This is a genomic window from Natrinema halophilum, assembly GCF_013402815.2.
Classification (GTDB): Archaea; Halobacteriota; Halobacteria; order Halobacteriales; family Natrialbaceae; genus Natrinema; species Natrinema halophilum.
Map to the genome: position 1 here is coordinate 1629563 of NZ_CP058601.1, position 23032 is coordinate 1652594.

24 protein-coding genes and 1 pseudogene are annotated in these 23032 nt (G+C 62.2%); 10 read left to right on the top strand and 15 right to left on the bottom strand.

Annotated features, from left to right (window positions below; all coding sequences use genetic code 11):
• Positions 1–90: 90 nt before the first annotated feature.
• The 7 genes and pseudogenes from HYG82_RS28735 to HYG82_RS28765 all read right to left on the bottom strand — a co-directional run bounded on the left by HYG82_RS28735 (position 91) and on the right by HYG82_RS28765 (position 6865).
• The gene (locus HYG82_RS28735; protein ID WP_179260504.1) at positions 91–2853 is read right to left on the bottom strand and encodes a PAS domain S-box protein; all 2763 of its coding nucleotides are present in this window, start codon (positions 2851–2853) and stop codon (positions 91–93) included.
• 710 nt (positions 2854–3563) lie between these two features.
• The gene (locus HYG82_RS28740; protein WP_179260505.1) at positions 3564–4259 is read right to left on the bottom strand and encodes an HAD family hydrolase; all 696 of its coding nucleotides are present in this window, start codon (positions 4257–4259) and stop codon (positions 3564–3566) included.
• An 81-nt stretch (positions 4260–4340) separates the two neighbouring features.
• Positions 4341–5069 (bottom strand): annotated as a pseudogene (locus tag HYG82_RS28745) (cation:proton antiporter); the annotation flags it as partial.
• Between the two features lie 65 nt (positions 5070–5134).
• Positions 5135–5503 carry a methylglyoxal synthase gene (locus HYG82_RS28750; RefSeq protein WP_179260506.1) on the bottom strand — a complete coding sequence of 123 codons (369 nt, stop codon included), beginning with the start codon at positions 5501–5503 and terminating at the stop codon, positions 5135–5137.
• Between the two features lie 94 nt (positions 5504–5597).
• Entirely contained in the window at positions 5598–6317 is a 720-nt protein-coding gene (locus HYG82_RS28755) for an SDR family NAD(P)-dependent oxidoreductase (protein ID WP_179260507.1), read from the bottom strand.
• Positions 6318–6359: 42 nt separating this feature from the next.
• The gene (locus HYG82_RS28760; RefSeq protein WP_179260508.1) at positions 6360–6566 is read right to left on the bottom strand and encodes a hypothetical protein; all 207 of its coding nucleotides are present in this window, start codon (positions 6564–6566) and stop codon (positions 6360–6362) included.
• Positions 6563–6865 (bottom strand): hypothetical protein, encoded by a 303-nt coding sequence (locus HYG82_RS28765; RefSeq protein WP_179260509.1) that lies wholly within the window; start codon positions 6863–6865, stop codon positions 6563–6565. Before HYG82_RS28765 ends, HYG82_RS28760 begins: the two co-directional genes overlap by 4 nt.
• 90 nt (positions 6866–6955) lie before the next feature.
• On the opposite strand from HYG82_RS28765, the gene HYG82_RS28770 reads away from it, so the two are divergent.
• A complete protein-coding gene (locus tag HYG82_RS28770) occupies positions 6956–8047 on the top strand; it encodes an AI-2E family transporter (protein WP_179260510.1) in 1092 nt (363 codons plus the stop codon).
• Positions 8048–8089: 42 nt separating this feature from the next.
• Here the strand turns inward: HYG82_RS28770 and HYG82_RS28775 are convergent, their stop codons facing one another.
• Positions 8090–9112, bottom strand: a complete 1023-nt coding sequence (locus tag HYG82_RS28775; protein ID WP_179260511.1) for an NAD(P)/FAD-dependent oxidoreductase — start codon at positions 9110–9112, stop codon at positions 8090–8092.
• A 231-nt stretch (positions 9113–9343) separates the two neighbouring features.
• Between HYG82_RS28775 and HYG82_RS28780 the strand changes: the two genes are divergently transcribed.
• Together HYG82_RS28780 and HYG82_RS28785 are read left to right on the top strand one after the other, a co-directional pair.
• Complete coding sequence (locus HYG82_RS28780; RefSeq protein WP_179260512.1) at positions 9344–10027, top strand: haloacid dehalogenase type II; 684 nt, start codon at positions 9344–9346, stop codon at positions 10025–10027.
• 199 nt (positions 10028–10226) lie between these two features.
• Positions 10227–10646: a VOC family protein gene (locus HYG82_RS28785; RefSeq protein ID WP_179260513.1), complete on the top strand. Its 420-nt coding sequence runs from the start codon at positions 10227–10229 to the stop codon at positions 10644–10646.
• 47 nt (positions 10647–10693) lie between these two features.
• On the opposite strand, the gene HYG82_RS28790 is transcribed toward HYG82_RS28785, so the two are convergent.
• Entirely contained in the window at positions 10694–10969 is a 276-nt protein-coding gene (locus HYG82_RS28790) for a hypothetical protein (RefSeq protein WP_179260514.1), read from the bottom strand.
• Positions 10970–11202: 233 nt separating this feature from the next.
• Here HYG82_RS28790 and pyrF point away from each other — a divergent pair, with 233 nt between their 5' ends.
• Entirely contained in the window at positions 11203–12018 is an 816-nt protein-coding gene (gene pyrF / locus HYG82_RS28795; protein ID WP_179260515.1) for an orotidine-5'-phosphate decarboxylase, read from the top strand.
• 119 nt (positions 12019–12137) lie between these two features.
• Here the strand turns inward: pyrF and HYG82_RS28800 are convergent, their stop codons facing one another.
• A complete protein-coding gene (locus HYG82_RS28800) occupies positions 12138–12398 on the bottom strand; it encodes a hypothetical protein (protein ID WP_179260516.1) in 261 nt (86 codons plus the stop codon).
• A gap of 21 nt (positions 12399–12419) precedes the next feature.
• Positions 12420–12596, bottom strand: coding sequence for a hypothetical protein (locus HYG82_RS28805; protein ID WP_179260517.1), 177 nt, complete (start codon positions 12594–12596; stop codon positions 12420–12422).
• A 25-nt stretch (positions 12597–12621) separates the two neighbouring features.
• Between HYG82_RS28805 and HYG82_RS28810 the strand changes: the two genes are divergently transcribed.
• From HYG82_RS28810 to HYG82_RS28820, 3 genes are all read left to right on the top strand, one after another.
• On the top strand, positions 12622–12843 hold the full coding sequence (locus tag HYG82_RS28810; protein WP_235217860.1) for a hypothetical protein: 222 nt from the start codon (positions 12622–12624) through the stop codon (positions 12841–12843).
• 84 nt (positions 12844–12927) lie between these two features.
• Positions 12928–14532 carry a GTPBP1 family GTP-binding protein gene (locus tag HYG82_RS28815; protein ID WP_179260518.1) on the top strand — a complete coding sequence of 535 codons (1605 nt, stop codon included), beginning with the start codon at positions 12928–12930 and terminating at the stop codon, positions 14530–14532.
• A gap of 280 nt (positions 14533–14812) precedes the next feature.
• Entirely contained in the window at positions 14813–15217 is a 405-nt protein-coding gene (locus tag HYG82_RS28820) for a carboxymuconolactone decarboxylase family protein (RefSeq protein ID WP_179260519.1), read from the top strand.
• A 148-nt stretch (positions 15218–15365) separates the two neighbouring features.
• Here HYG82_RS28820 and HYG82_RS28825 read toward each other — a convergent pair whose 3' ends face one another.
• Entirely contained in the window at positions 15366–17744 is a 2379-nt protein-coding gene (locus tag HYG82_RS28825) for a PAS domain S-box protein (protein WP_179260520.1), read from the bottom strand.
• Between the two features lie 212 nt (positions 17745–17956).
• Here HYG82_RS28825 and proC point away from each other — a divergent pair, with 212 nt between their 5' ends.
• Genes proC through HYG82_RS28840 form a run of 3 tightly spaced genes read left to right on the top strand, consistent with a single transcriptional unit; the run spans position 17957 to position 20889 of the window.
• Entirely contained in the window at positions 17957–18733 is a 777-nt protein-coding gene (proC, locus tag HYG82_RS28830; protein WP_179260521.1) for a pyrroline-5-carboxylate reductase, read from the top strand.
• Positions 18726–19559: a glutamate 5-kinase gene (proB, locus tag HYG82_RS28835; protein WP_179260522.1), complete on the top strand. Its 834-nt coding sequence runs from the start codon at positions 18726–18728 to the stop codon at positions 19557–19559. Before proC ends, proB begins: the two co-directional genes overlap by 8 nt.
• Positions 19552–20889 (top strand): glutamate-5-semialdehyde dehydrogenase, encoded by a 1338-nt coding sequence (locus tag HYG82_RS28840; RefSeq protein ID WP_179260523.1) that lies wholly within the window; start codon positions 19552–19554, stop codon positions 20887–20889. The genes proB and HYG82_RS28840 overlap by 8 nt, the downstream gene beginning before the upstream one ends.
• A gap of 161 nt (positions 20890–21050) precedes the next feature.
• On the opposite strand, the gene HYG82_RS28845 is transcribed toward HYG82_RS28840, so the two are convergent.
• The 3 genes from HYG82_RS28845 to mch form a co-directional block, all read right to left on the bottom strand.
• Complete coding sequence (locus tag HYG82_RS28845; RefSeq protein WP_179260524.1) at positions 21051–21359, bottom strand: hypothetical protein; 309 nt, start codon at positions 21357–21359, stop codon at positions 21051–21053.
• 144 nt (positions 21360–21503) lie between these two features.
• Positions 21504–22061, bottom strand: coding sequence for a double winged helix-containing putative transcriptional regulator (locus tag HYG82_RS28850; RefSeq protein ID WP_179260525.1), 558 nt, complete (start codon positions 22059–22061; stop codon positions 21504–21506).
• Positions 22062–22063: 2 nt separating this feature from the next.
• The gene (mch, locus tag HYG82_RS28855) at positions 22064–22996 is read right to left on the bottom strand and encodes a methenyltetrahydromethanopterin cyclohydrolase (RefSeq protein ID WP_179260526.1); all 933 of its coding nucleotides are present in this window, start codon (positions 22994–22996) and stop codon (positions 22064–22066) included.
• Positions 22997–23032: the final 36 nt, after the last annotated feature.

The window sequence follows — 23032 nt, forward strand, 5'->3', positions numbered from 1 at the left end:
AGAACGATGGTTCAATGGCTAGAGGACGTTCGAATCGAGACGCCGTATCCCCGAAAATCTGGAAAAGCAGTGAGTTGGTGGCCCGAACTGTTACTGCGGGCTCTCCTCATCGTCGTAGAGGAGACCGAGCAGTTTCCGGAGACTGGCACGGAGATGATTGCTGACCGTTGGTCCGGAGACGTCGAGTGCGTCGGCTATCTCCGTCCCCGTTCGCTTGCGCGGCGTCTCGAAATACCCGCTGAAGTAGGCTGTCTGCAGAACTTCGCGCTGGCGAGCCGTCAACCGTTCCTCGACGGCCGTCGCGAACACATCCTCGGATCGGTCCGATCGTTCACGTTCACGGCTGGCGACTAACTCCGTCGACGGATACTCCCGCTGCAAGAGGTCGACGAACTCCCGGATATCGTTGTCGCCCGACAGCTCGACGCGAAGCCGTCCCCCGTCTTGCGTCATCGTAAACGATCGCGGTACTGCGCCTCGGTCGAGAAGCCAGAACTGGAAGCTTTCGTCGGTAATTATACTCTCGAACAGGTGTGAACTGTCATCAGACGAAATCAATTGGCTGTTCTGTACGGCGACCTGGCGGTCGACGAACTTCAGATACGTTTCGGGCGATGCTCCCTCGATCCGATAGTACACCCGGTACTGGCCTTCACCGGCGGGCACGATGTTCTCGAGGCGATACTCGCGACCAGGTTCCTGGTCGACGAATTCCTTCAACGGATGGCCCGAGAAGTCGATCGTAAATTCGAGTTTGACGACGGTATCGCTCACCAGCGCCTGTTTGCTCTCGACCGCGTTGATGGCGTGGCCGACCGTTTCGCCGAGTTCGATGAGAACCTGTCGTTCGATACCGTCGAAGAGTTCCGGCTGATCGGAATACACCGTGAGGACGCCGTAGAGACTGTCCCGATAGGTGAGTGGAATCGAAATCGCGGACCGATAGCCTCTTCGGAGGGCTTTCTCCCGCCACGCTTCGTGCGGTGGATCGGTGAGGAGATCGCTTTCGATGACCGGCTCCCGTTTGTGCACCGCCGTTTCCGCTGGCCCCTCGGATTCACTACGAGCCCCAGCGAACGAGAGCGATTCCAGAAATCCCTGTTGGTGTCCCCCCGACTCCCGGGGATCGACTTCGTTCGTGGCCGAGTCGTATTCGCCGATCCAGGCGAAGGTGTACGTATCTCCCGCCGTGAGCTTCTCGCACACCGCCTGTTCGATCTCGGTTCGATTCGAGGCTGAAACGAGAACCTGGTCGATACTCCTGACCACGTTGTTGATCCGGTTCAACCGGTTGAGCGATTCGTTCTGTTCCTCGAGGAGTTCGTCCCGATTCTGGAGGCTCTTCTCGCGGTCGATGCGGTCGAACGTTCGTCGAACGTCCTCCGCAACGGTCTGTACGAACTCCACATCGAGCGACGACGAACCCGCGATGAGCACTCCGTGTCGACCCAGGGGATGGACGATCAGTTCGGCACTCGTCTCGGTGTCGTCCAGGTAGGGTGAGGGATTGTCGACAACCGTCGGCTCGCCGCTCGTAAACACGTCCCAGGCGGTCCCATCTTCCTGATCGAGGAAGTCGGAGACGTTCAGGTCGGTTCGCGCTGCGTCAGATTGCGCGACTGGGCGGAGTGTCCCTTGCTCTCCGATGAGCGCGATGGCCGCGAGAGGGAGGTGGAGACGTTCCTGTGTCGCTTCGGTGAGGATATCACAGATCTCCTGTTTCGACTCGACCTCCATACACCGGGAGAGAGTGTCGTTCAGGCCGGCGATCCGTTCCTCGTGGCGCTTGCGGTCGGAGATATCCTGGAAGTAAAACGCTAGGCCGCCGTCAGGTTCGGGGTAGACTTCGACGTGGAACCACCTCTTGAGTTGGGCAAAGTACTCCTCGATAGTCGCCGGTTCGCGCGTTTCCATCACCTCGTGGTACACCTCCTCCCAGCGCGTTCCGAGTCCCTCGTCGAACACGTCCCAGAAGTGCTTTCCCAGCAGGTTCGCTTCGTCCATTTCGTAAATCTCTTCGGCTCGGTCGTCGACCAGCGTAAAGCGCCAGTCCTCGTCCACTTCGACGACCGCGTCCGTCATCCGATCGATGATCGTCTGGCGTTCGCGCTCGCGTTCTTTTCGGGTCGTGATGTCGTGTCCTTCAGCGACCAATCGCGTTACCGTCCCGTTCTCGTCGATGATCGGCCGTATCGAGAAATCGATGACGAGTTCCTGGTCCTCACCCTGGACGCGTATTTCGTCGCGGAACTGCTCGCCGTCTCGTCCGCGGTCGATCGCCTCCCGAACCGTCTCTCGGGCCGTCTCGGACGACTGCACCCAGTACGTTTCCTCGAGTGGCTTTCCGACGACGTCTTCCCGGTCGAGCCCGCCGAAATAAAGCGCCGTCTCGTTTGCCTCGAGAACGGTTCCGTCCGGTTCGAGGAGCCCCGAAAACTGGAACGTGTTATTGAAAATCGATTCGAAGCGATGTTCGCGCCGCTTTTCTTCCGTGATATCTTCGACGAACCCGAGAAAGACCCGGTCTGGTGTTTCGGTAATGATGGTACCGTACGCTTTGACGATGATTTCGCTTCCATCTTTCCGCACCCCTCTGTGTTCCGTCGGAAGGCTCTCGTCTGTCCCTCGTGCGAGCGCGTCCATATTTTCTCGTAGCGCCTGCTGGCCTTGCTCGGCGAGAACAACGAGCGGTGACGTTCCGACTAGTTCCGCCTGAGAGTAGCCGAACATGTCGGCAAACCGTTGGTTAACGTAGGAAAACTCATCGTTCCGGATTTCGAAGATTCCGCCGTTGAGCTCCTCTATGAGAGCTTTGTAACCCGTCTCCGTCGCGTGGCGTGTGTTTTCATTCATATATAGAAACGTGAGCATCGCAAGGAGAGCGGGGCGCTGAAAATCTCTGACCGTGATCGGAGTCCGTTTCTGTGAGTACGTTACGGGTAGGTGTCTGCCGTGGGACCGAGTCGTGAATTCGGAAAAATGGCTTCAGTGCGACGCGAGGACGGTCCTCTATCACTGCGGCAGTTCCGTTCGATCGACGGCAGTTGACGGACATCTGACTCCCTACCGTCCCTGGAGCGAACGATAGTGGGCGAAACGGAGAGGAACGATACCTCGCGATCGTCGCTCCGTTCATGTGTGCGACGGGATTCGTATCGACCGAGCAAGATGCGTCGCGGTTCGTCGAGTCATGTGCATACACGTTCCATCGACCTCTCGAGAGAAATTGCAGGTGGCACTCAATAAGTTGGGTACTCCGTTCTGATTGCGTATCAGGCAAAACGGTTGTTCCCAAATACTGAGGTATACCGACGAAAAAGCGGCGAAGCTCACGCCACCATAGAACGCGTATCTGGAACATCGACTGGCGATCGGCGTGATAACCCCAAAATGGCGGCTACAGAATTCGTACGTGTTCGGATTCTGAGACGTGACGGTCCGCTCATGACACAGACGTGTGAGTTATCTACCACTCCGACACAGCGTCGTGGTCCGATCGGTGTGGTGTCATCGCGCATGCGAGTGAGACGACGATCACAGGCACGGCCCGGGCCCGATCCTGCTCAGCGGCTCTTCCGAAATGCGCGGCCAACTCGCCCGCACTGCGTCTCGAGTTCGGTGGCAACGTTCGGCACCGCAGTCGCGACCGCGCTCTGCTCGACGTGAGCGACGGCACGAGGGTCGGGTTCAGGGCCGGTTTCGAGCAGCACCTGAATCGCAGCCATCCCTGCCTCAGTCGCACCCCGAATGTCCGCTTCGACCTCGTCACCGACGTAAACCGCCTCGGCAAGTGGGACGTCCAGTTCGTCTACGACTGCTTCGAACGCGCGAGGGTCTGGTTTTCCGGCTTCGAGTTCCCCGGTGACCAGTGCGGCATCGAAGGCGTCCTCCCAGCCCAGGGTTTCGAGTTTGTCGCGCTGGGCGCGGATCGGACCGTTCGTCAGCAAACCGACCCGATACTCGTCGCGAAGATCCGAAAGCATGGCTTCTACGCCCGGTAACGGCTCGAGGTCGTCGGCGATCGTCTCGCGGTAGACCCTCGCAACGGCTGCCGGATCGACGTCGCTTTGACCGAGTAGATCTTCGAAGATCGGCTCGCGCGTTTCGGTCGTGAGGTTCCGGCGATGGGCGGCGAGATACTCCTCGCGGGTAAGCGCCGGCGCTCCCGTGGCGGCCGTGACCTCCTCGAGGATGGTCGCCCGGTCGCGTCGAGGAACCGCCAGCGTGTAATCGAGGTCAAAGACGACCGCCCGTGGCATAGGCGTGACAGGGGGCTCGAAGAGGTTGAAGCTATCCCTTCCCAACCGGCGGTACTTCGGCCGGCACCGACAGTAGCCGGATCAATCCTCGTTCGACCGAGCGGTCACACCGCGGTTGTGCTCGAGCAGCGAGACGGCGACGGGTTCGATCCATCCGGAATACTGCATGAGCGAAGTGCCGAGGATGCTCATGACGAGGACGTAGCCGACCGTAAACGCGTAGATCGTCTGGGCAGACTCCGCGGCGATGCCACTGCCCGCCCCGGAGAGCGCGAGGCTTGCGATGATCAGCGAGAACTCGCCGCGAGTGGTCATCCCAAGTCCGACCCTGAGCGACCGGCGATCGTCGAGGTCGTAGATACGCCCGCCGAGGTAGCCGCTGACGACCTTCGTCGGCGTCGTCACGACCACGGCGGCGATCGTCACGAGTATCGAGAGCGTGAACAGTTCCGGATCGGTGACGAGGCCGATCCAGAAGAAAAAGATCGCCGCGAAGGCGTCCCGGAGCGGCTCGAGGAGTCGTTCGAGATCGTGGACGTGGTCGGTCGCCGAAACGGCCATACCGACGAAGAACGCCGCGACGGCCTCGCTGACACCCAGCGCGAGCGCGATCCCGGCGACGAGGATCGTGACGCCGAGTGCGCGGACGACGAGGAACTCGTTGGTGGTGACGTCGAGGAAACGCTGGAAGAAGTCGGTCCCGAACGCGACGAGCGCGAGGAGAGCGAGAATGACGCCGGCCGCGATCGCGATTTGACCCGCGGCCTCACCGACGGTGCCGCCGCCAAGGACGAGCGCGGACGCGATGGCCCCCTCAGGGATTCGCGCCGCCTGATCGCGACTGTCGTGGTGGGACAGGCGTCGGTTCCGATGTGCTACTCCGCCAGCCCCTCGATGAGAAACGACGCGGAGGCGAGGTTCGTCGCGATCGCGGTGTCGTGAACGTCACAGATCCGCAACAGAGCCGAAATGTCGGGCTCGTGAGGCTGGGCCCGGAGTGGGTCCCGAAGGAACACGATGCCGTCGAGTTCGCCCGCCGCGACCTCCGCGCCGATCATCAGATCCCCGCCGAGCGGTCCCGACTCCTTCCGTTCGACCTCGAGGTCCGTCCCTTCGAGCAGCCGTTTGCCCGTGGTACCGGTCGCGATCAGATCGTACTCCTGCAGTTGCGTTTCGTGGGTCCGTGCGAATTCGATGAGCTCCGGCTTCGTTTCGTCGTGGGCGATCAGCGCGATGCGCGTCATACTCACCTGTCAACGTCGCGGAGGTTAAGCGCTCGTCTGCCGGACGAGGGTCCTCGTACCGCCGGGACGAGAACGCCGGCGGGCTCCGACGAGATTAGAACTCCTCGACGTGGGGTCGGACGTCCAGTTCGAGCGTCCATGCCGATCGGTCCTGCTCGACGAGCTGCCAGTACGAGTCGGCGATCGCGTCAGGGTCGAGGAACTCGTCCCCGTCACGGTCGGGCTGAGACTCGCGAACTCGCGGCGGTTCGATCTGACCGTCGATGACGACGTGGGCGACGTGGATCCCCAGGGGACCGAGCTCTCGTGCCATCGATTCTGCCATCCCGCGGACGGCGAACTTGGCCGCGCTGAAGCCGATCGCACCTCCGCGGCCACGAACCGCCGAGGTCGCACCGGTGAAGATGATCGTCCCGCCATCACCGCCATCACCACCGTCGTCGTCGAGCATGTCTTCGATAGCCGTCTGCGAACACAGTAGCGCGCCGTAGGCGGAGACACGCCACGCCCGTTCGAACTCCTCGGGCGAGATGTCCCGCAGGCCCGACCAGGCCCCGCCGCTCGCGTGATTGACGAGGATGTCGACAGGACCGTACGCGTCCCGAACCTCCTCGAACCCCGCTTCGACCCGCTCGGGATCGGTGACGTCCGTCGGCACAGCGAGTGCGTCGTCGCCCAGGTCAGCCGCCAATTCCTCGAGGTAGTCCGCCGAGCGGGCGAACAGCCCTACCCGACAGCCCTCGGCGACGAATTTCCGCGCCAGCGATTCTCCGAGTCCTGGACCGACGCCTGCGATCACGGCCGTGTCTGCCATGGGACGAACAACGGTCGCGCCCCTCAAAACCCTGTTCGCTGTCTAGAGCGATCGTTCGCCGGCAGCATCGAGCGTCGCCGCGTAAACGACGATGGCATGAAGGACCGCGTCGACGGCTCCCCGGTTGAACGAGCGCACGTAGTTTTGGAGGTCCCCGACCGTCGCATCGTCGAAGCCCCGTTCAGCAAGATCCGACGGGGAAAGCCGAGGAACGTACGAAAGGCGCTCGAGGTGATCGTCTACGGTCACATCGGCGCGTCACACCCGCGATCGAACGCACCGCTTTCGAAGATTGGCTCGAGGTCGTTCCACGCCGGTTCGAGGAACGCCGGCCACTGTGCGAGACACCGATGGATACTCGGCAGTCCGGCCTCGAGGCCGTGGAAGTCGCTGATCTCGTCGACGGTCTGATGTAATTGATACGTTCCGTCTCGACCGAGTTTGCCGTGTCCCGTCTCGACCGAGTTTGATGTGTCCCGTCTCGACCGAGTTTGCCGTGTCCCGTCTCGACCGAGTGCTCGAGGCCGCGTGTACGCACCGGAGATCAATTACGATAGCTCGGCGTGACGGTCACGGGACGAGTACCGTGTTCCGTATCGAAACTGGCGCTTTTCCGGTTCGGAACCATGTGGTGGACTATGGCCGTTTTCGACGACTGGGACGGCAAGCGCTTCGTCTGGGTCGTGCTCGGGCTGGTCATCGCAGCGCTGATCGGACTCGCCCTCTTCCGGTACATCGGAGCGCTTCTCTTCGCTATCTTCGTCTATTACGCGACGCGGCCGTTTTACCGGTGGCTCGATCAGTACGTCGACCACCCGAACGTGACGGCGACGGTCACGATACTGTTCGTCATCCTCCCGATGGTCGCCGTCATCGCCTACGCGGGTATCGTCGCACTCAGAGAGCTCGATCAGTTTCTCGCCGCGAGCGACCTCGGGGCGTATCGATCACTCTTCCAGCCGTACCTGCGATTGGCCCGCGACGGAAACGTCGGTCGACTGATCGAGACGCTTCGATCCGCCTCCGGCGGCTCGGTCGGAAACGTGGTCCGCCAGGGACTTCCGAGCACCGTTCGGCAGTTGACTTCGGTTGCCGGATTCGCATTCTCGGTCCTCGCTCGCTTCTTTCTCATGCTCACGTTCCTGTTTTACCTCCTGCGGGACGATCACAAATTACGTCGGTGGTTCTACGACAGCATCGATCACGAGCAAACAATCGTCGGGTACGCGAACAATGTCGACGACGACCTCGAGACGGTCTTCGTCAGCAATCTCGCCGTAATTCTGGTCGCCGCCACCGTCGCCGCCGTCACGTACTACGGCCTCAACGTTCTCGCCTCGAGCGGGCCCGTCGTCGGAATGCCGGTGTTACTCTCCTTGCTCATCGGGATCGGGACGCTGATTCCGGCCGTCGGGATGAAGATCGTGTACGTCCCGTACGGCTTGCTCCTGCTTGGACTCGCGGTCGCGACGCCGACGCCGTTCTGGCATCCGATCGCCTTTTTGGCCCTCACGTTCGTCATCGTCGACACCATCCCCGACTTCTTCGCGCGGTCGTTTCTCTCTGCGCGCAGCGGCGTCCACATGGGACTGGTCCTCCTCGGCTATTTTCTCGGCACGCTCGCGTTCGGCTGGTGGGGGCTGTTCCTCGGCCCGATCATCGTCGTCCTCGCGGTCCACTTCGCCCATGATATCTTTCCTGACCTCGCCAGTCACTTCGTCACAGACTAACGGCGGCGACTCCGCCGACCAGCACTCTGTCTCGTCTGGAACTCAGTCGTAGGTGTGAAACGAGACGGCTTGCTCGAGCAGTTCGTCGGGAATTCCGGGCACTTCTTCGTCGCGGACGGCGTCGGTCGCAGCCGTCTCGTCTCCGTCTCGCGGGAACTCCCGCTGTGCCCAGTGAATCGCGATGCCGGCTTTCGCCCCTTCGCCGAGCGCGACCGGGACCTGATTGTGCCCCGGCGTGAGGTCGCCGACCGCGTACACGCCGTCGACGCTCGTCCGTCCGTGGTCGTCGACCGCGACCGTCCCGTCGTCGTTGCGTTCGCAGCCCAGGTCGGTCGCCAATCCGTTGTTGTACTCGCTGCCGTACATCGCGAATCCACCCCTGTATTCTCGGACGCTTCCGTCGGCGAACTCCAGTGCTTCGAGCCAGCCATCCTCACCGTTTCGAACGCTCGTGACGTCCTCGCGAACCACATCGATCGGGTGCGCCTCGAGCATCGTCGCGGTTTCGTCGCTCCATGTCGGTTCGGCTCCCCGCGTCAGTAGGTCCACGGTATCGGTGAAATTGAGCATGATGGCGGCGACAGTGGCGGCGCTGTCGCCGTGGCCCATCACGTACACTGGCTCGTCGACGAACATGTACGCGTCACAGTGGAGACAATAGTGAAGGCCCCGACCGGTCCGCGGGAGGGGCGGTTGCGGCCGAACGTCGTTGAACCCCGTCGCGAGGACGATAGACTCCGCGACGTAATCCACGTCGCTTCCGCAGACGCGAAATCGCTCGTCGTCCGTCGGGGAAACGGACGAAACGAAATCGCGGTCGACGTTGCAGCCATAGGATTCGAGTTGCTCGCGACCGGTCTCGAGGTACTCGGTGCCGCTCGTGTCCTCCGTGACTCCGAGGAGATTGTGAACGTTTCGCATCATCGCCGCGCGGCCGCCGCCGCGCTCGACGACTGCCGTCGAGTGGCCGAGTCTGGTCGTGTAAAGCCCGGCGGTCTGTCCCGCTGGCCCGCCACCGATTACGACGACGTCGTACTCTCGCTGGTCGGTCAAGTCGTCGGTCATGGAACCCTCCGTACGCGTTGCAGTTCCAAAGTATCCGTGCGTGCAGACACACCCGCAATCGCCTTCGGCTCGTGGTTGTCCCGTGACAGGCGGACCCGGTCGTACTCGTGGATCTGCGCTGGGCTGCGTTCGGTCACTCCGCAGTCGCTTCCGTTCGTGTCGTTACCACTACCTGACGGGGCGAAACGATCGGCCGAGAACTATAGCGCTTCGCGCTCACGTTCTGAGTGGATGTCATTCGATCCCGACCAGGTTACGACGATTACGTTCGATTCCTACAGCACTATCGTCGATGTCGATGCCGCCGTCCGGGCCCTCGCGAATCACGTCGACGACCCCGAACCGGTGTCGTCTCTGTGGCGGCTCCGGTCGCTCGAGTACACGCTCGTCGCGAACTACCTCGACGCCTACCAGCCGTTCTACGAAATGAACCGCGACGCGCTCCAGTACGCGCTCGACGTGTTCGATGTCGACGTCGACGAGGACGAGCGGGACGAAATTCTGGCGGTCTACCACGAACTCGAGGTCTTCGACGACGTCCGCGACGGGATCAAGCGACTCCGCGAAGGCGGCTACGACTGCTACGTCGTCTCGAACGGGGATCCGGATATGCTCTCCTCGATGATCGACCACGCGGACATCGACGATCTCCTCGCGGACACGATCAGCGCCGACGAGGTGGAGACGTTCAAGCCCGCCGCCGAACTGTACCGCCACGCCGCGGCGAGGACTGGAACCCCGATCGACGAGATCGTCCACGTGACCGCCGGCTGGTACGACGTGATGGGAGCGAAACACGCCGGTATGCAGGGCGCGTGGGTCGACCGGAAGGGACGGCCGTGGGAGGCGGTCGCCGGCGAGCCGGATCTGACCGTCGACTCGTTCTACGACCTCGCCGACGCGCTCGGCGTCTAAGGACGCGGGCCCCACTAAGACGGTTGTTCTCGCTCGGCGTTCGACGATCCGCGGGCCTGACGAACCCGGGCGTATCGAACCGCTCCGACCGAACGGGCGATCGACCGACTCGAGAAGGGGGACGCACGATCGCGTTCGGGCGGGCTACTCTGCGGGACAGACGAAAGCGTTTTTCCCCGCGCTTGCGCGAGCCATTACCATGGCGACTCTCAGCGCACACCACGTCGGACTCACAGTGAGCGATCTCGAGGGAGCGCTTGCGTTTTATCGGGACGTTCTCGATTTGACCGTCGTCGATCGGTTCAGCGTCGGCGGCGAAGCCTTTTCCGATGCCGTCGGCCTCGAAGAAGCGAGCGCCGATTTCGCCCACCTCGACGCCGACGGGGTCCGGATCGAACTCGTTAGCTACGATCCCGAAGCGCAATCGGTTCCGACGACTGAACTCAATCAACCCGGAGCGAAACACGTCAGCCTCTCGGTCGACGATCTCGACGCGTTCTATGCGTCTCTGGCGGACGACGTGTCGACGATCAGCGAGCCCCGAACGACCGAGAGCGGCACCAGCATCCTGTTCCTGCGAGACCCCGGTGGGAACCTGATCGAGATACTCGAATCGTAGCGACGACGGCCGAGCGCGGAGTCGGCTGAGAAACGCCGATCGACGTCTTACGGCCCCTGACAGGCCAGCGTCGATCGCACTTGCTCGACTTCCTGGTCACACTCCGAGCAAGTGTGCTTCTCCGCGGCGATGTAGACGACGCTGCATCGGGAACAGTGAAAGAGATTCCCCAGCGAGTCGGTGACTCTGTCCGAGACGGTTTCCGTCGTCGGGCGGTCGCCGAGAGTTGTCTCGTCTTCTCTCGTTCCCGTCCCCAGCACCGTCGACCGAACCTGTTCTCGAAGCCGGTGAGAGAACGATGTCGCGCTCTGTCGAATTCCCATACATTGCGCGACAACTGTACGAACAAAGTAAGTGACGTCTAAAGTATTTGGAACGGTGAATGAGCACACTCACCATGGACAGTGACCTTCTGCGACGGAGGCCGTCGGGAAATGTCATGCGGCTGTCTAAATGTCATGCGGCTGTCTAACAGCCAGTCGTCTCTCTCGACCGCGCCACGAGTATCGCCCGCCAGTATAGCAACCTTTTCGACCGTTGCGAAGCCACGTCCAGCATGAACTTCTTCGACCGCCTGCACGACCGAATCCGAACGGTCGACAGCGTCGTCTCGGTCGGTCTCGACCCCGATCCGTCGCGCATTCCGGATCACCTGCGGGAATACGATCTCCCCCGGTGGGCGTTCAACCGCCGCATTATCGACGCGACCCACGAGCACGCAGCCGTTTTCAAGCCGAACGCGGCCTTCTACGAGGATCCCGACGGGTGGCGAGCCCTCCAGGAAACGATTGCCTACGCCCACGGCAAGGACGTGCCCGTCCTGCTAGACGCCAAGCGCGCCGACATCGGAAACACGACCAGACAGTACGCACAGATGCTCGAAACCGTCGACGCGATCACCGTCAATCCCTACATGGGACGGGACTCCCTGCAGCCGTTTCTGGCAAACGGGGAAGCCGGCGTTTTCGTTCTCTGTCGGACCTCGAATCCGGGTGGTGCCGACGTTCAGGATCTCGAACTCGAGACCGGGGAACCCGTCTACGAGCGGGTCGCGGCCCTGGCAGATCTCTGGAACGAAAACGACAACGTCGGGCTCGTCGTCGGCGCGACTCAGCCAGCGGAACTCGAAGAACTCCGCGAACAGGTGCCCGACCTCCCGTTCCTCGTTCCCGGCATCGGGGCGCAAGGCGGCGACGCGGAGGCGGCCGTCGAGTACGGACTGGCCGATGGCGTAGGGCTAATCAATTCCTCGCGCGGTATCATTTTCGCCGGGGAAAACGACGGCGAGGAGTTCGCACGGGCCAGCGGGCAGGCTGCGAAACGGCTCAAAAAGCGACTCAATCGGTACCGTGAAAACGAAAGTAGTCGGTGAAGCGATTTACCCACCGCTTGCGTTGCGACGGCCAGCGAGCACTCGCTGGCCGCGAATCCGCGGGAGGTGTGCGATGACTATCAACGACTACGATAGCGGTCGAGTTCGCGCTCGTCTGGCTACGCTCCGCGGTCGGGATCGGTATCGACTACCCGCCCAGCAATCCGCCCGTCGACCACTCGAGGAATGATCTCGACGACGACAGGCCCCGTCGGCGGTCGTTTCTCGAGACGACCGCCACCTTCGACGACGGCGATGTCCATCGGACTTGCCTCGTTCGGGTGGCCGGCGACGAGCGTTCCGTCGCACTCCTCGAGCCGAACGCAGTAGGTTTCGCCGATGCCGAGCGATTCGCCGAGCAGGTCGCGGATTGACGTCACGGGATTGGGTCGTGGTTTCGACTAGAATCGATTGATGTCTACGTCTTCGGACCGCCCTGGCTGGGCCTGGGCGGCACAGTCGGCACACAGTCCCAGCTCACCGTCGAAATGGAGTTCGCACGCGAGCGTGCCGCAATTGGGACACCGCTCCTGTGCGGGGCGCGACTCGCAGATCTGACAGAGCCCACTGACGCTCATAGCTCGAATTACGAACTCGAAGGGCTTGAAAGCGAGCCCGGCACGTTCGTCGGACCCGATCGGAAGCGGCCGTACCCGATCGGAAGCAGCCGTACCCGATCGGAAGCAGCCGTACCCGATCGGAAGCGGCCGTATCGGTGACGAACGTTCGGCATGTACGGACCCGAGCGTTGCGGCGTCTCCGTTCGAGACGAACGCGACCCGAACGATCGCCGGGTACGCGATGGACGAGCGACTGACGGCGTAGTTTTCTCCGGCTCGAGAGTTATACCATGCCATACATTGTCAATACACGGGAAGGCTTTTGCCATGTGCCCAACTAACAGGGAATATGAGCCGTGACCGGGCTCTCCTCGAGCGAGCCCTGGACCGTGGCGAAGAGGACGGTGGGAACGTCGAATTCAAGGAACGACTGTCACGAGACGTCCACCTCGAGGGTGGACGGCGAGAGAGTCTGGCTGCACAACTCAGACATCGACTCCTTTCTGGCGACGGCGAAGCGACCTACGTAGTCGGCGTCACGGATGACGGCGGTCTCGCCGGCATCGACCCCGATACGTTCTCCGAGACGATGGACGTCCTTTCCCTCCTCGCGGAGGAGGCCGATGCACACATCGAAGACGTCCAGACATGGGGGATAAACGAGGGGCTGGTCGGCGTTGCTCAAGTTCGCGAGGGGGGCGTCCTCGAGACGGACGACGAACACGTCGTCGTCGGAACGGCGGGTCACGTCGACCACGGAAAGAGTACGCTCGTCGGTTCGCTGGTGACCGGCAAACCCGACGACGGAGACGGTGCGACCCGCGCGTTCCTCGACGTACAGCCCCACGAAGTCGAGCGGGGCCTCTCCGCCGATCTATCCTACGCAGTCTACGGCTTCGACGACGACGACGGGCCGGTTCGAGTCCGTAATCCGAACCGCAAAGCAGATCGCGCGGAAGTCGTCCAGGAAGCCGACCGACTCGTTTCGTTCGTCGATACAGTCGGCCACGAGCCGTGGCTCCGGACGACGATCCGCGGCCTCGTCGGGCAAAAACTCGACTACGGCCTGCTGGTCGTCGCCGCCGACGACGGCCCGACGCGGACGACCCGAGAACACCTCGGGGTCTTGCTCGCAACCGATCTCCCGACCATCGTCGCCATCACGAAAACCGACACCGTCGACGAAGAGCGCATCGAGGAGGTCGAACGCGAAGTCGAGCGTCTTCTCCGTGAAGTCGACAAATCGCCGCTCCGGATCTCCCGTCACGGTACCGACGCCGCCGTCGAGGAGATAAGCGAACGAGTCGTGCCGATCGTCGAAACCAGCGCCATCACAATGGACGGTCTCGAGACGCTGGACGAATTGTTCGACCGACTCCCGAAGACAGCACAGGATGCGGGAGAGTTCCGAATGTACGTCGACCGTAGCTACTCGGTCACCGGCGTCGGCGCGGTCGCCTCGGGAACGGTGATGGCCGGCGAGGTCGAGGCCGGCGACGAACTCCTGATCGGCCCGATGACCGACGGTCGGTTTCAGGAGGTCGAGGTGCGATCGATCGAAATGCACTACCACCGAGTCGACAAGGCCCAGGCGGGCCGGATCGTCGGCATCGCGCTCAAGGGGATCAAAGAAAGCGCGATCGAGCGCGGCATGGTCTTGCTTCCCCGGGACGCAGACCCCGATCCGATCCGCGAGTTCGAGGCCGAAGTCATGGTCCTCAACCATCCCACTCGCATCGGCGAGGGCTACGAACCCGTCGTCCACCTCGAGACGATCGGCGAGGCCGCTGCCTTCTACCCCGAAGACGGGCGGCTCCTCCCGGGCGATACCGGCGAAACCACCGTTCGGTTCAAATTCCGCCCGTACCTCGTCGAGGAAGGGCAAAAGTTCGTCTTCCGCGAGGGCCGTAGCAAGGGCGTCGGAACGGTGACCGACGTTCACCCCCTGGATTAACCCCTTCGCGGGCCGACCTGCCGCTACCGGCCCCCGGAATTCGGACCCGAATCCCGCCCAACGACCGTCGGTCGTCCGTTGATCTCTCCTCGATCGGACCGAACCGGTACGGAGTGTCTCTTGTCCCGGACCGACTGCTATCAAATCTATCGCGTTCCGTATCAAATGATAGTGTGTCACCTTCATCTCTTTCGATACCGTACGAATACCCGGATTTCTCCCGTCGTCACAGCAGCCTCGCGTGCCGGACGGCGGGCACGAAATCCCAGGGGTAAGAGCAATGGTATCAACCGAAACGGAGTCTGAGATAGAAGCGTACCTGGGGCAGGTCCCGAGCTGGATCGCGGCGCTTCCGGAGCCGGCCGCGGACCACAGCTGGGGAATCGTCCGAGACCTCGAACTCGAGGAAACGAAGCTCACACAGCGAGAGAAAGCGCTCGTCGCCCTCGGTGCAGCGGCGGCCATCCAATGTCCGTACTGCACGCACTTCCATACGGAGGAAACGAAACTCGAGGGCGTAACGGACGCCGAGCGAGACGAAGCGGTAGCCGTCGCCGGCAACGTTCGGTTGTTCTCGTCGGTCCTCCACGGCGCGTCGGTAGACCACGACGAGTTCGTCTCCGAGACGGGGGACATCGTCGAACACATAAAAGAGCAACAGGCGACGGCACACGGTGACGACTGAAAGACACCCGTTCAGTCGATTATTTTCCGGTCGCTGGTTTGCTTTCGTGCGGAACTTCCGGCGTTCACTCCGACCGCTCGACTACTTTGTAAGCCAGTCGGTTCGCGTCTCGACCACTTTGTGAGCAGCGACACCTTTCGTGGGCATTTCAGCAGGTGTGACTATCCACAGCGGGCAGCGAAAACGAGAACGTCGCCCCCTCACCGGACTCGGAGTTAACCCAGATGTCGCCCCCGTGACGTTCGACGATGCGCTCGCATAATGCGAGTCCGATCCCCGCTCCATCGTACTCTGCACGGCTGTGCAGGCGGTCGAATACCGTAAACACTCGCTCGTGGTCCGCCGGATCGATCCCGATCCCTTCGTCGCGAACCGATACCACCCACTCTTTACTCCGCCGTTCGGCCCCGACGTGGATCTGTGGCGGTTCATCGCCGCTGTACGTGATCGCGTTCGAGAGAAGATTGAGGAAGACCTGTCGCAGTTGGCTGGCGTCGCCCGCTACGCGGGGAAGGTCCTCGGTTTCAATTTCAGCGTCGGTCTCTCGGATTCGAACCTGGAGATCCTCGAGGACGCCCTCGAGTACTTCGTTCAAGGTCACCGGTTCGAACGGGTCGCCCTGGGTTTCGACTCGCGAGTACTCGAGCAGCCCGTCGATCATCGTCCGCATTCGTTCTGCCCCGTCGATGGCATATGCGAGAAACTCTTCGCCGTCTTCGTCGAAGGCGTCGTTGTACCGCTTCTCGAGTAACTTGAGGTAGCTCGTCACCATCCGAAGGGGCTCTTGCAGGTCGTGAGAGGCCGCGTACGCGAACTGCTCCAGTCGTTCGTTTGACTGCTCGAGCCGGTCGATCAATTCCTCGAGTCGCTGCTCGCGCTCGACGTGCTCGGTGATGTCCTGTGCCATACTCAGGCCGGCGAAGACATCGCCGTCGGCATTACGAAGCGGTACAGCCCACACGCGCCAGTTCCGATCGCCGAACTCTGTCGTCGTGCTGTGGGTGGTGCCGTCCTCGAGGGCGGTGCGAAACAGCGCCTCCAGATCCGCGGCCGTCTCTTCGGGAAAGATGTCCGGGACGCGATTGCCCTCGAGGCGGTCCGCGCTGGGGAGGCGGTCGCCGAGAACGCCGCCTCTGGTCAGCGTATACCGAAGCTCCTTGTCGTATATTCCGACGGCACCGTTCGGGAAGTTCTCCGCGAGCGTCCGGTAGCGGCGCTCGGATTCCTCGAGTTTTCGCTCTCGCCGTTTTCGCTCGGTGATGTCCCTGACGACGCCGACTTCTTCGCGGTCGCCGCTATCGGACCGTAGCGTTGCGAAGGTTCCCTCCGTTGGGATGTGATTGCCGTCTGCCGTCTTGATCTCAGCTTCGACGACCGGACTGCTCGTTTGCTCGGCAGGTGATTCTGTCAGTCGCTCCTTCGACTGCTCGATCGTCGATTCGTCGACGACGAGCGAAGCGTGTTCCCCGATCAGTCTCTCGCGATCGTAGCCCGTCAGTTCCGCGTACGCGTCGTTGACCATCGTAAACCGGCCCGACTCGTCTTTGACGTAAATGCCGTCGTCGATCGTTTCGACGATCGTCTCGTACTTGGCCAGTTCATGCTCGTGTTCTTTTTGTTTGCTGATATCTCGGCCGATACCGGCCAGGACGCGCTTCCCTTCGGGGTTTTCGAGTTTGGCCGCGACGAACTCGTACGGAATCCGTTCGTCACTTTTGGTCAGGACGTCTACTTCGACGCGTGCGTTCCCGGTGTCGAAGATTTCGCTGATTCCGGTTGCGAGCTGCTCTCGATCCTCCTCGGCGACGAATTCGATCGGGTGCATCGATTCGATTTCGGCGTCCGAATAGCCGGTGACTGCGTTCAGCGTCTGGTTCCACCGCTGAAAGTTGCCCGCCTCGTCGACGACGTAAAACATGTCGTCGACCGAGTTCAGGATATCGTCGGTATAGACCCTGTACCGCTCGAGTTGCGCCTCACGGTCGCGCAATCGACGTTCTTTCGCCGTACGGTCGATGGCCGCCGCGATGACGTTCGCGACGCTCTGGACGAAGTTGGCGTCGTGGTCGGTAAACTCTCTGTGGTCGATCGTGTGGGTCCCGAGAACGCCCCACGGCTCCTCGACCGAGCCGATAACGACGCTGATGCCGCTTCTGACGTCGTGATCGACGAGCAGATCCGGACCGGAAAATCGGGGTTCCGTCCGGAGATCGTCGACGATGACCGGCTCCTCCGAGAGGAGCGTATACCCCGCCTGGGAGTCCCTGTCCGTGGGAACCGTCGCCGTCCCGACGAGCCCCGTTTGCCAGCCGACGCCCTGTCGCAACAAGACCTCGTCCCCGCCGGGTAGCAACTCGAGCACTTTGCAGTAGTCGGCGTCCAGCGTCTCGGCGACGGCGACCGATGCGTCGTGCATCAACCGGTCTATATCCTCCGTTGACAGTGCCTGTTGACCGAGTTCGGCGACGATCTCCTGTTGGCGAACTCGAGTCTGGAGTTCCCCCTCGGTCGGCGGAGACGATTCCATTACAGACCACAGTAACAGTCAAGACCGGTAAAACTTCGTGGTACGATTCGTTTCGATGCGACAGTCGGTTCGTGACCCGGACGCGAGGATCGGCGAGAGTGAGCTCCTCTTCGCGACGTCTCGCACCGGTGACCGATATCGGTGGCCGGCACTAACGCAGCCGATCGAAACCAAAGTTGGTATGTCCGATTCGGTACCTCGACTAGAACAAGATGGTACAGACGAGCGTTATCGGTTGCGGAAACATGGGAAGCGCCCTGATAAAAGGGCTCTGGCGGGCCGGGAATCACACGGTGACCGCGTGTGATCTAGATCCCGACGCACTCGAGTCGGTTACCGACTACTGCGAGCGGACCACTGCGGACGTCTCGGCCGCGGCCGACGCCGACGTTGTGATCGTCGCCGTGAAACCCGACATCGTCGGCGCGGTCCTCGACGACCTCGATCTCGCACCGGAGCAGACGCTTCTTTCTATTGCCGCCGGCGTCTCGACCGACTACGTCGAAGCGCGAACCGAGGCGAACGTCGTCCGAATCATGCCGAATCTCGCGGCCGAAACGGGGGACATGGCTGCGGCCGTGGCCGGAGAGAACGTCCCCGACGAGGTTCGGACGCTGCTCGACGACGTCGGCGAGTACGCCGAAATCGACGAAGCACAAATGGACATCGCGACCGCCGTCAACGGAAGCGGACCGGCGTTCGTCTTCTACCTCCTTCAGGCGATGAAAGAAGCCGGAATCGACGGGGGGCTCGACGCCGATGACGCCGAAACGCTGGCTGCACAGACGTTCAAAGGGGCAGCCGAAACCGTCCTCCGGTCGGACGAGGACGTCGACGACCTGATCGACGCCGTCTGTTCGCCGAACGGGACGACTATCGAAGGGATGGAAGTCCTCTGGAACAGTGACGTACAGGAAACCATCGCCGACGCCATAAAGGCGGCCGAAGAACGCTCTGCGGAACTCGCAGGCGAATCCGACAATGAGTGAGACGCTCGAGGACGCGACCGTCGCGGAGGCGAGACAGATGGCTGCCGACGCCGATCGTGTCGTCGTCAAGGCGGGAACGAATTCGCTGACCGACGAGGAGTCGAACCTCGACGACGAGAAACTCGACAAGCTCGTCGACGACATCCAATCCCTCCTGAAACGGGACAAGGAGGTCATCCTCGTCTCGTCGGGTGCGATCGGTGCCGGAACGGGCCGGATCGAGGGATCGACCGGGACCGTCGAGGAGTCCCAGGCACTGTCGACCGTCGGACAGAGCCACCTCATGCACCGCTATACCGAAAGCTTCGGGCGGTACGACAGGAAGGTCGCCCAGCTTCTGTTGACCCAACACGACCTCGAAAACCCCGAGCGCTTTACGAACTTTCGAAACACCGTGGAGACGCTGCTGGACTGGGGCGTCGTTCCGATACTCAACGAAAACGATGCAGTCGCGACGGAGGAGATTCGAATCGGCGACAACGACATGCTCTCGGCGGCGGCGACCATGGGCGTCGACGGCGACTTGCTGGTCACGCTGACCGACGTCGGCGGCGTCTACACCGGCAACCCGAAGGAAGACGGCCACGCCGAACGGATCGAGGCTGTCGGGGCGAACTACGACACGGTACAGGAAATCGTCACGGAAAGTACGAGCGACGAATTCGGCGGCATCCAGACAAAAATCGAGGGGGCACGCGACGTCAGCGAACACGGCATTCCGGCCGTCATCGCGAGGTCGACCGAACCCGACATTCTCGAGAAGATCGCTACTGCCAAACCCGTGGGAACCATATTCGTTCCCATCAACGGTGTGAGCGATGACTGAGATCGATATCGAACAAAACGTCGACGAGGCACAGTCCGCAGCGCTCGAGCTCGCGAAGCTCTCGGACGAAGAGCGAACCGAGGCCCTTCACGAGATCGCCGACGCGATCGAAGCTCGAACCGACGAGGTCCTCGAAGCAAACGAGAAAGACGTCACCGAGGGCGAACGACTGCTCGAGGACGGCGAGTACACGCAGGCGCTGGTCGACCGGCTGAAGCTCTCCGAGTCGAAGATCGAGAGCATCACCGAGATGGTCCGAAGCGTGGCAGACCAAGAGGATCCGCTCGGAAAGACGCTTTCGGCGCGGGAACTCGACGAGAACCTCGAACTGTACAAGGTCGCCGTACCAATCGGCGTTATCGGCACGGTCTTCGAGTCCCGGCCCGACGCGCTCGTCCAGATCGCCGCGCTCGGTCTCAAGTCGGGGAACGCGGTCATCCTGAAAGGCGGCAGCGAGGCGCTCCACTCCAACCGGATCCTCTTCGAGATCATCGAGGACGCCGCGGCCGACGCCGGGGTTCCGGACGGCTGGGCACAGCACATCGAAGCCCGCGAGGACGTCGACGCGCTGCTCGAGATGGGTGAGTCGATTGACCTCCTCATGCCGCGGGGAAGCTCCGAGTTCGTCGGCTATATCCAGGACAACACGAGCATTCCCGTCCTCGGGCACACTGAGGGAATCTGCCACGTGTACGTCGACGACGAGGCAGACCTCTCGATGGCGGAAGACATCGCCTACGACGCCAAGGTCCAGTACCCAGCGGTCTGTAACGCCGTCGAGACCCTGCTGGTCCACGAGTCCGTCGCCGACGAATTCCTGCCGGCAATCGCAGACCGCTATAATTCCGCCGACGTCGAGATGCGCGGCGACGAGGCTACCCGCGAAATCGTCGACGTAGAAGCCGCCACCGAAACCGACTGGGACACCGAGTACGGCGATCTGATCGTTTCGATCAGGATCGTCGACTCGCTCGAGACGGCGGTCGATCACATCACCACTCACGGCTCGAAGCATACGGATTCGATCGTGACCGAGAACGCGGACCGCGCGAGCACCTTCATGCGCAGCCTCGACTCGGCGAGCGTCTTCCACAACGCCTCGACGCGCTTCGCCGACGGCTACCGGTTCGGCCTCGGTGCCGAGGTCGGCATCAGCACGGGCAAGATCCACGCCCGCGGCCCCGTCGGCCTCGAGGGGCTGACGACCTACAAGTACCACCTCGAGGGTGACGGCCAGCTCGTCGCCACCTACGCCGGCGAGGATGCGAAACCGTACACCCACGAGGAGTTCGACGAGGAGTGGAACCCCGGCCGTCTGTCGGACGAATAGTTCGATCTGGTTCCGACGTCTTCCTATCGGTCTGTGATTCTGAGTGCCAGCGTCCGTTTTCCGCCGTCGATGGCACACAGCAGCTGATACACCGTGTGAAGACCTCAGGGCCTCACGGTGACGGCATCTCGAGTGCTCACCTGCGCGCCGAAACGTGTAATTCAGCCGTCGAAAAATGGTATTTCCGTCGGCAAGTCAGAGTCCACTTTCCGAACTGCTGCTTTCGCCGTTATGGCGATGAGTCCGCCCACAAAAACCGCACCGGCGAGTTCGAACCGCGTCTCGCTGGTCCCGAGCGCACCTATAACACCGCCGGTTGTGCCCGCCCATATAATTTTCAGTTTGGCACTATCTCTGTCGTACTCCAGATACGACCCGAGCATCCCGAGAACGGCGACGATGAGCAGGGAGGCGGGATCGGCTCCGATTTCGCTGATATCACCTGTAGTGGTATAATCCAACCCGGCCACGGCAGTTCCGACCAGAACGACACTCAAATATAGTTTCACTTGCGTATACTGTGATACTAACGCCACATATACGTTTCCTGTCTGTCACAGGGTGAATTCGGACGTTCTGAACAGCCGCAGCACCTACTGTTTTCATCCACGCATTCACTCGTCCTCATCCACGGGTTCGCTCTCTTCGAATCCGCCACAGGCATGGAATACACCGTTGTCCCGCTCGACCCACCCCAGAAGAACCGCCCACTCGAGGAGCCGTACGATTCGATCTCGCTCACCGTCCGCACCATCGGCCCGGGACGGACGAGATCGCCGCTCGTCGGTTCGTCGTGCGTCTCGAATCGCGGCTACGATTTCCTCGGCAGTGAGCGGTTCGTCAGCGCGCTCGAGAACTGAGATGACCCTCTCGGCTCCGTCGACGCGCTCCCGGAACGTCCGCCGAAGCCGACCGCGGTCGAGCCCGGTCCGGGAGTCGACGCCTGTGATCGAGTCGCGGCGCCGATACCCCGCCGGCTCTTCGGTCGCCAGCTCGAGCGCCTGGAGAAACGCCAGCCAGGTCGCCGCCTCGTCTCGGGTCTCGAGGGACGTCTCGTCCACGAGGTGCCGACAGCAATCGTCGACGTCGCCGGCGGCCGCGGGGAGCGCGCGGGTGACGGCGGCGACGAACGCGAAATCGGCTGGCGGCTCGGGAACCGGCTTGAATCGCATGATTACAGCCCGAACGAATCGGCGAGCAATTCTTCGTCCGTCTCGCCGTAGACGCGCGTCGGACCGCCGATCACGTCGATCGTCACCGTCGCGGGTGCGAAGAGATCAGAGGGGACCTCCTCGAACTCCCACTCGAGGTCGTCGAAAACGTCGGCGAACGGACGGCCGTGCTTCTCGACGGCCGTCGACGGCACCGAGTCGAAGATATCGGCGTCTTCCCGGACGGTGAGGTGCGCTCGACCGCCGTAGGCGATCGCATCTGTCGTGCGTGCGATCGCGGTCCGTTCGTCCCCCGCGACGGGTGCGACGGGTGCGCGTCCGGTGGCCGAAACGATATCGAGCGGGTCGTACCCGAGCTCAGCGAGCCGGAACGTCGCGAGTTCGGCCGCGCGGGCGGCGTTCGTGATGCTCCCGACGATGCTCGCGGTTCGATACGCGAGCAGGAAAACGCTGCTCGGCTCGACTTCGGCAAGGTCGGCGACCTGCTTGGCTGCGGCTTCGGTCGGCTCCTCGTCCGTCTCGACAGCGAGTGCGGTCAGATCGAACGCGTCGGTGTAGCCGACGCGGCGAAACTCCGCTTCTTCGGCCACCAGCGCTCTCGCGGGACCGCTTCCGAGACCTTCGAAATCGTCCGTCGTCAGCTCCCAGCCCGCCTTCTGAGAACAAAGAAGCGAGAGCGCCGGCTGGTCCGTCGACAGTTCGACGAAGGGGATCGACGCGTCGCCGAGTTCGCCCAGGTCGTAGCTCGGCGTCGCCATCCCCGCCGTCTGGATCTCGGTCAGCAACAGTCCGGCTTCGATGCCGCCCTCGAACTCGAGCCCGAAGTCCAGTACTGTCGATTCGTTCTCGAGGTCGTACCCTCCGATATTCAACTCCTCGGCGTAGTCGAGGGCCTCGTCGACCAGCTCGATCGCCATCCGATTGAGACTTTCCATGCAACGGGATTCAGTCTCCGTGCTAAAACCGTTTGT

Bases quoted from the DNA above. Each gene is read 5' to 3' on its own strand.
- HYG82_RS28790 (WP_179260514.1), bottom strand. From the start codon at position 10,969: ATGGGAATTCGACAGAGCGCGACATCGTTCTCTCACCGGCTTCGAGAA.
- HYG82_RS28775 (WP_179260511.1), bottom strand. From the start codon at position 9,112: ATGACCGACGACTTGACCGACCAGCGAGAGTACGACGTCGTCGTAATC.
- HYG82_RS28840 (WP_179260523.1), top strand. From the start codon at position 19,552: ATGACTGAGATCGATATCGAACAAAACGTCGACGAGGCACAGTCCGCA.
- HYG82_RS28740 (WP_179260505.1), bottom strand. From the start codon at position 4,259: ATGCCACGGGCGGTCGTCTTTGACCTCGATTACACGCTGGCGGTTCCT.
- HYG82_RS28755 (WP_179260507.1), bottom strand. From the start codon at position 6,317: ATGGCAGACACGGCCGTGATCGCAGGCGTCGGTCCAGGACTCGGAGAA.
- HYG82_RS28805 (WP_179260517.1), bottom strand. From the start codon at position 12,596: ATGAGCGTCAGTGGGCTCTGTCAGATCTGCGAGTCGCGCCCCGCACAG.
- HYG82_RS28850 (WP_179260525.1), bottom strand. From the start codon at position 22,061: ATGCGATTCAAGCCGGTTCCCGAGCCGCCAGCCGATTTCGCGTTCGTC.
- HYG82_RS28820 (WP_179260519.1), top strand. From the start codon at position 14,813: ATGGTATCAACCGAAACGGAGTCTGAGATAGAAGCGTACCTGGGGCAG.
- HYG82_RS28785 (WP_179260513.1), top strand. From the start codon at position 10,227: ATGGCGACTCTCAGCGCACACCACGTCGGACTCACAGTGAGCGATCTC.
- proB (WP_179260522.1), top strand. From the start codon at position 18,726: ATGAGTGAGACGCTCGAGGACGCGACCGTCGCGGAGGCGAGACAGATG.
- HYG82_RS28770 (WP_179260510.1), top strand. From the start codon at position 6,956: ATGGCCGTTTTCGACGACTGGGACGGCAAGCGCTTCGTCTGGGTCGTG.
- HYG82_RS28825 (WP_179260520.1), bottom strand. From the start codon at position 17,744: ATGGAATCGTCTCCGCCGACCGAGGGGGAACTCCAGACTCGAGTTCGC.
- HYG82_RS28735 (WP_179260504.1), bottom strand. From the start codon at position 2,853: ATGAATGAAAACACACGCCACGCGACGGAGACGGGTTACAAAGCTCTC.
- pyrF (WP_179260515.1), top strand. From the start codon at position 11,203: ATGAACTTCTTCGACCGCCTGCACGACCGAATCCGAACGGTCGACAGC.
- mch (WP_179260526.1), bottom strand. From the start codon at position 22,996: ATGGAAAGTCTCAATCGGATGGCGATCGAGCTGGTCGACGAGGCCCTC.
- HYG82_RS28815 (WP_179260518.1), top strand. From the start codon at position 12,928: ATGAGCCGTGACCGGGCTCTCCTCGAGCGAGCCCTGGACCGTGGCGAA.
- HYG82_RS28750 (WP_179260506.1), bottom strand. From the start codon at position 5,503: ATGACGCGCATCGCGCTGATCGCCCACGACGAAACGAAGCCGGAGCTC.
- HYG82_RS28780 (WP_179260512.1), top strand. From the start codon at position 9,344: ATGTCATTCGATCCCGACCAGGTTACGACGATTACGTTCGATTCCTAC.
- proC (WP_179260521.1), top strand. From the start codon at position 17,957: ATGGTACAGACGAGCGTTATCGGTTGCGGAAACATGGGAAGCGCCCTG.